Here is a 6,074-nt window from a genome sequence, read left to right as displayed (position 1 = left end):
CGGGTCAGAGCCGCAGTCAGAGTAGTTTTACCGTGGTCAACGTGACCGATAGTACCCACGTTTACGTGGGGTTTGGAGCGTTCAAACGTTTCCTTTGCCACCGTCTTTGCCCTCAATCTGATAAGACGTTAATAATGTGCCGCCGCCTGTGCGGTCGGATTCTGGAGCCGTAATCATACGCAGCGGCGTTGCCCTGTCAACAAAAGCGCGCCATTACAGGCCTCAGAGGCTACTTGAGGCATACATTTCCGACCCTGCCATGGGCCACTTTGCGCCCCTCCATTTATTTTCAGCGCTTTTCCTTCATTTATTAGCAAAAACACGGGAATTAGCTGATGAAACCGTGTAAAGTGTCGCGCGAAATTTCAACTCTGCTAACCGAGTAACGTTATGACAGATCTTTCTAAGTACAGAAACATTGGTATCTTCGCCCACGTAGACGCGGGTAAGACCACCACCACTGAGCGTATCCTCAAGCTGACCGGTAAAATCCACAAGACCGGTGAGGTACACGACGGCGAATCAACTACTGACTTCATGGAACAGGAAGCTGAGCGGGGTATTACCATTCAGTCAGCAGCTGTTACCTGTGAATGGAATGGCCACCGCCTGAACGTTATTGACACACCTGGACACGTTGACTTCACCGTTGAAGTATACCGTTCCCTGAAAGTACTGGACGGCGGTATCGGTGTATTCTGTGGTTCTGGTGGCGTTGAGCCTCAGTCAGAAACCAACTGGCGTTACGCGAACGATTCAGAAGTATCCCGTCTGATCTTCGTCAACAAGCTGGACCGTCTGGGTGCAGACTTCTACCGCGTTGTTGAGCAGGTGAAGAACGTGCTGGGCGCACGCCCTCTGGTTATGGTTCTGCCTATCGGTACTGAAGATCAGTTCGTTGGTGTTGTTGACCTGCTGACCAAGAAAGCATTCGTATGGGATGACACTGGCCTGCCAGAAAACTACGAAATCCAGGACATCCCAGCTGACATGGCTGACGATGTAGAGATGTACCGTCAGGAGCTGATCGAAACTGCTCTGGAAGTCGATGAAGATCTGCTGATGGAGTACCTGGAAGAAGGTACTGAGCCATCTATCGAAGACATCAAGCGTTGCATCCGTGAAGGTACCCGCACCCTGCAGTTCTTCCCAACTTACTGCGGTTCTGCATTTAAGAACAAAGGTGTTCAGCTGGTTCTGGACGCAGTTGTTGATTACTTGCCAGACCCAACGGAAGTTGACCCACAGGATCTGACCGACGAAGAAGGCAACCCAACTGGCGAAAAAGCGATCGTTGATGCTAATGAGCCTTTCCGTGCACTGGCGTTCAAAATCATGGACGACCGTTTCGGCGCCCTGACCTTCGTACGTATCTACTCCGGTAAGATCAACAAGGGTGACACCATCCTGAACAGCTTCACCGGTAAGACCGAGCGTGTTGGCCGTATGGTTGAGATGCAGGCAGACGATAAGAGCGAACTGACCTCAGCACAGGCTGGTGACATCATCGCCATCGTGGGTATGAAGAACGTTCAGACTGGTCACACTCTGTGTGATCCTAAGCACGAATGTACTCTGGAAGCCATGGTGTTCCCAGAGCCAGTAATCTCTATCGCAGTTAAGCCGAAAGACAAAGGCGCTGTTGATAAGATGGGTATCGCGATCGGTAAACTGGTTGCAGAAGATCCAACGTTCCAGGTTGAAACTGACGAAGATTCTGGTGAAACCATCCTGAAAGGTATGGGCGAACTGCACCTGGATATTAAAGTCGACATCCTGAAGCGTACTTACGGCGTTGAGCTGGAAGTAGGTGCTCCACAGGTATCTTACCGTGAGACCATCACTTCACCGATCGAAGACAGCTACACCCACAAGAAGCAGTCTGGTGGTTCTGGTCAGTACGGTAAGATCGATTACCGCATGAAGCCAGGTGAGCCAGGTTCTGGTTTCGTGTTCAAGACCTCTGTTGTTGGTGGTAACGTTCCTAAGGAATTCTTCCCAGCGATCGAGAAAGGCTTCAAGGCTATGATGGACGAAGGTCCTCTGGCTGGCTTCCCGGTACTGGACGTAGAAATCGACGTATACGACGGTGGCTACCACGCCGTTGACTCCTCTGCGATCGCGTTTGAAATCGCAGCTAAAGGTGCATTCCGTCAGTCTATGCCTAAAGCCGGCGCTCAGCTGCTTGAGCCTATCATGAAGGTTGACGTCTTCACTCCAGAAGACAACGTAGGTGACGTAATTGGTGACCTTAACCGTCGTCGCGGCATGATCAAAGATCAGGAGCCAGGCACAAGCGGTGTTCGCATTAAAGCAGACGTTCCACTGTCTGAAATGTTCGGCTACATCGGCCACCTGCGTACCATCACTTCTGGCCGTGGTCAGTTCTCTATGGAGTTCAGCCACTACATGCCTTGCCCTCAGCAGATCGCTGACAAGGTAATGGAAGAAGCGAAAGCACGTAAAGCAGAGAAGTAATCTGACTTACTGCTAACGCAGAAAAAACCCCGCCTGGTTCGCCACGCGGGGTTTTTTATTGATTTCGTTCCAACCGCATTTATTCAGCCAAACTTAGAACCAACTGTGACATGCGCGACATATAACGACAAAGATTCTCATTTAACTCTATAAAGACTCAGCCTTACGTCATAGACTAGTTGCTTAATAACTCTAACAAGAATGCGTGGTCGCTATGCTAAAACAATCCCTTCTCGCGTTAGCCATCCTCTCTGTGCCCCAACTTGCCTTATCTATGGAGCCTGATTGCTTTGATTCTGAAGATCCTGAATGTATCGACAATGGTGACGGCGGCGGTTTCGGCCCCACGTACGCAGTAACAGGGGCTGAAGTCAGCACCACAGAGAGCCTGAGCGTCATTATTGGAGACGACGAAGCACTGTATGACGGCGTACCAAGCAACCCAACCTATGAAATTATCAGTCAACCGGCATCAGGCCTTGCAACACTGAACGATGACGGGTTCATACTCTTTGACCCTGCCGGTGCTTTCGATGCTCTGAATGACGGGGAGGAACAGGTCGTTGCTATTGAATACACAGTGAATGACGACGATAACCCCGACAATGTTCAGACGGGCTTTATTAATGTCACCGTAACAGGTGAAGGCCAGGCAGAGCCAGAGCCAGAAGAACCGATCGAAGAACCCTCCGCCGGAATAACCATTAATGCAGGTGTAATCCCGAAGGATACCTTATCGAGAAACGGCGAGCTCAACGATGGCGAGTTCGTTATGATCTGGATGGACACCCAACGACTCGCTCAAGGCGAAGCGCTCGTCATACGTGATATTCCAGAGCATCTGGAATACATTGAGACTCTCTCCACTGATCTACCGGCAGACGCCAGCAGCGCAATGCCGTTCCGTACTGAGATACTGAGTAGCCTTTACCAGGAAGAGGATCGCATTCTTCGCATCAGCCCACGTAGCGGAGACGAAACCTCCACACCTGCTGCCCATGTAGTTTTCAAGGTAAATACTGCAGAGAGTGATGGTACTACCGCGCTGCTTATTGAGCGCCTTGACAGTGCAGGCCTCGAAGCAACCACCAAAACCGTAGAAATTCCACCGGCCAGGTCCCCTAAGTATTACCTCGAAGTAGCCCGCAGTAGTTCAGGGGCAACTCTGACCGCCTGGCCTCCAGCAACACAAGAAGAAGACTTCGTTACACTTGAGGCAACTGTGTCAGCGGAAACAGGAGCTATCGCCTGCCCAGATTCCGAGACCCTATCTGATAATGGCCTGCTCAATGGCAACGGAACGGCGACCGCCAGCTGCTCTGATGGGACCATCACAGCCAGTAACACCGATGCAAGTGTGTCCGCAGAAGCCCCCCTGACACTCCCATTGGCGTTCACCAGCGAAGAGTCGACAAGCCTTGTCGCCGGCGGAAGCATTTCCTTCAGCGATGCCAGCAGCATCAGCCTGGAAGCGACAGCACAGACACCGGAAGGCGCTGGCGTCGAGCCATTCCTTGTCCGCAGAAGTCCCAGCAGCCCTTATGCGGCACTCATACTCACGCTTCCAGACGGTGTTAAACAAGCGACCAACCTGACTGTGGACCTGTTACTGGACCCGGATTCGTCAGAAACCTACCCCGCAGAATTTGATTGCTCGGACATCCCTATGGCGTCGGCGTTGAATGGGAGAAGCCTTGTCACCACCTGCGCACCAGATCATATTCATATTGCTTTCCCGGTCGATATGGCGGTTGAAAATCAGGTGAATTTCGAAGATGGCCTGGCTCGTGTCGATGTTAACTTCACAACGACGGACAGTGATGGAAGGGCGACAGCGTCTGTACTGACCATCAGTAAGTACGATGAGATTGACAGTGCAGTCGCCTATCATGATGAGTACACCATCAACTTTGAAGAAGACAGAGACTCGTTAGGACTATTCGCCGCCCTGCTGGCACTTGCTACGTTTGCTTTTTATCGCCGTCGCAAGCAGATAGCCTGATCCGATAATACAGCCAGTGATCATTCCAACAATGTGAGCTGGCTTTGTTTTCTTTCCTGGGGCGCCGTCTATCGAACGCCCTCTCAGCATCTCCCAGCCTGTATGACTCCCAAAGTAGCCCAGCTCATGCGAAGAAAAGAGCAGGAGGATAAATCCTGAGACGGCAATCATCCAGATATCCCTGGTCCGCACCCCTTCACAGATAATCAATATCAACAAGAGGACGAACGTCCCTGATGCAAATCCACTGAACCCCAGCGAAATATGATCTGCAGGTAAAAACACCAGTTTATAGGCGGCATTCATCACCAACATCAGAGAGAGATACTTAATAAAAGCACGACGATTAATCTGTTCACACACCAGGCTACTGGCAAACAGAACGACTACGTTCCATGTATAGTGATCCCACGAAGAGTGTACCAATGGTGAAGTAACGACCCGCCACCATTCCCCCTGAGTCAGTATCTGATGACTATCAAATTTCATTGCATTGACAGCATCAGGCATGAACATGCAGAGCGTGACCGCAGCAACGAGAAATATCGTCACCCACGAATGCGACACAAAGCCGTGGTTAAGCCTTAACCAGACAAGCCGGATAACATTTAACAATGCAGCAAAGAAATCAGTCTGCATGACGTGCTACCGGATGAAAAAGACGTCCAGACAACCACCAGGCTGCGATCGCAACGCCAAATCCAGCAAGCAGATCCAGCACATAATGCTGCTTAGTCACCAGCGTAGAAATAATAATCGGTACGTAAAGGCACGCGCTCCATTGCCACCAGAAACTTCTGACCTGATACCGGGACGAAGCAAAATACAGCACCATAGCGGCAAGCAGGGTCTGCGAGGCATGCAGGCTGGGCATGAGGTTTACGCCCGGATCAACTTCCCGCAACAACACCAGTCCTTCGCATGAAAGCCTCGTGCAGACAAAAGGCTCATGTATCACCTGCAGCGGTATCCATGCGAATCCGGCGGAAGATACGCAGACCGCAAGCACCATGGCAACGGCGTAACGCAGGAATAATGTCATCGGCATATCCAGCAGAGCCGGAATAATCAGCCCCGGAATATACAGAAAGTAGACAAACGCAAATTCAGGAATTAAAGGCAGTGCGCGATCAAACGCAGTCTCTATATTCCACAACGGACCGGAACCCAACCTGTCAGCGTTGTACTGGAGCAATAATTGATATGTCACCAACTGAAATACGGCAACGGAAAGGCCTGTCACTATCCGACCCGCACGCACTCCCCCAATACGGATATCCATCCGATTAAACTGCGACATATATGACCACTGAGAACATATTCACAACATCAGGCAATAATTTAATACCACTATTTTACAGACACAAAAAAGCCCGCATAAAGCGGGCTTCTTCTGGCTTAGCGCAGTCGTTGATTACTCAACGATTTTAGCTACAACACCAGCGCCTACCGTACGGCCACCTTCACGGATCGCGAAACGCAGACCTTCGTCCATCGCGATTGGAGCGATCAGAGTTACAGTCAGAGTGACGTTATCACCTGGCATTACCATTTCTACGCCGTCTGGCAGCTCAACTGCACCAGTTACGTCAGT

Annotated in this window: 5 protein-coding genes and 1 pseudogene; 2 read left to right on the top strand and 4 right to left on the bottom strand. The window is 50.9% G+C overall.

Annotation, left to right across the window (positions count from 1 at the left end; all coding sequences use genetic code 11):
• Positions 1–101 (bottom strand): GTP-binding protein (locus tag Q1L85_RS16695; protein ID WP_300433578.1); only part of this gene is annotated, 101 nt, incomplete at its 3' end.
• A gap of 289 nt (positions 102–390) precedes the next feature.
• Between Q1L85_RS16695 and fusA the strand changes: the two genes are divergently transcribed.
• A complete protein-coding gene (fusA, locus tag Q1L85_RS16690; protein ID WP_300433610.1) occupies positions 391–2,478 on the top strand; it encodes an elongation factor G in 2,088 nt (695 codons plus the stop codon).
• 214 nt (positions 2,479–2,692) lie between these two features.
• Positions 2,693–4,480: a hypothetical protein gene (locus Q1L85_RS16685; RefSeq protein WP_300428443.1), complete on the top strand. Its 1,788-nt coding sequence runs from the start codon at positions 2,693–2,695 to the stop codon at positions 4,478–4,480.
• Here the strand turns inward: Q1L85_RS16685 and Q1L85_RS16680 are convergent.
• From Q1L85_RS16680 to tuf, 3 genes and pseudogenes are all read right to left on the bottom strand, one after another.
• Complete coding sequence (locus tag Q1L85_RS16680; protein WP_300428442.1) at positions 4,415–5,119, bottom strand: rhomboid family intramembrane serine protease; 705 nt, start codon at positions 5,117–5,119, stop codon at positions 4,415–4,417. The genes Q1L85_RS16685 and Q1L85_RS16680 overlap by 66 nt on opposite strands.
• Positions 5,109–5,780 (bottom strand): phosphatase PAP2 family protein, encoded by a 672-nt coding sequence (locus Q1L85_RS16675; protein WP_300433609.1) that lies wholly within the window; start codon positions 5,778–5,780, stop codon positions 5,109–5,111. The genes Q1L85_RS16680 and Q1L85_RS16675 overlap by 11 nt, the downstream gene beginning before the upstream one ends.
• A 114-nt stretch (positions 5,781–5,894) precedes the next feature.
• Positions 5,895–6,074: pseudogene (tuf, locus tag Q1L85_RS16670) on the bottom strand (elongation factor Tu); the annotation flags it as partial.

The organism is uncultured Thalassolituus sp., from assembly GCF_950066645.1.
Lineage (GTDB): Bacteria > Pseudomonadota > Gammaproteobacteria > Pseudomonadales > Oceanobacteraceae > Thalassolituus.
Note: the sequence above shows the minus strand (reverse complement) of the source record. Positions and strands in the feature narration are given on the sequence as shown.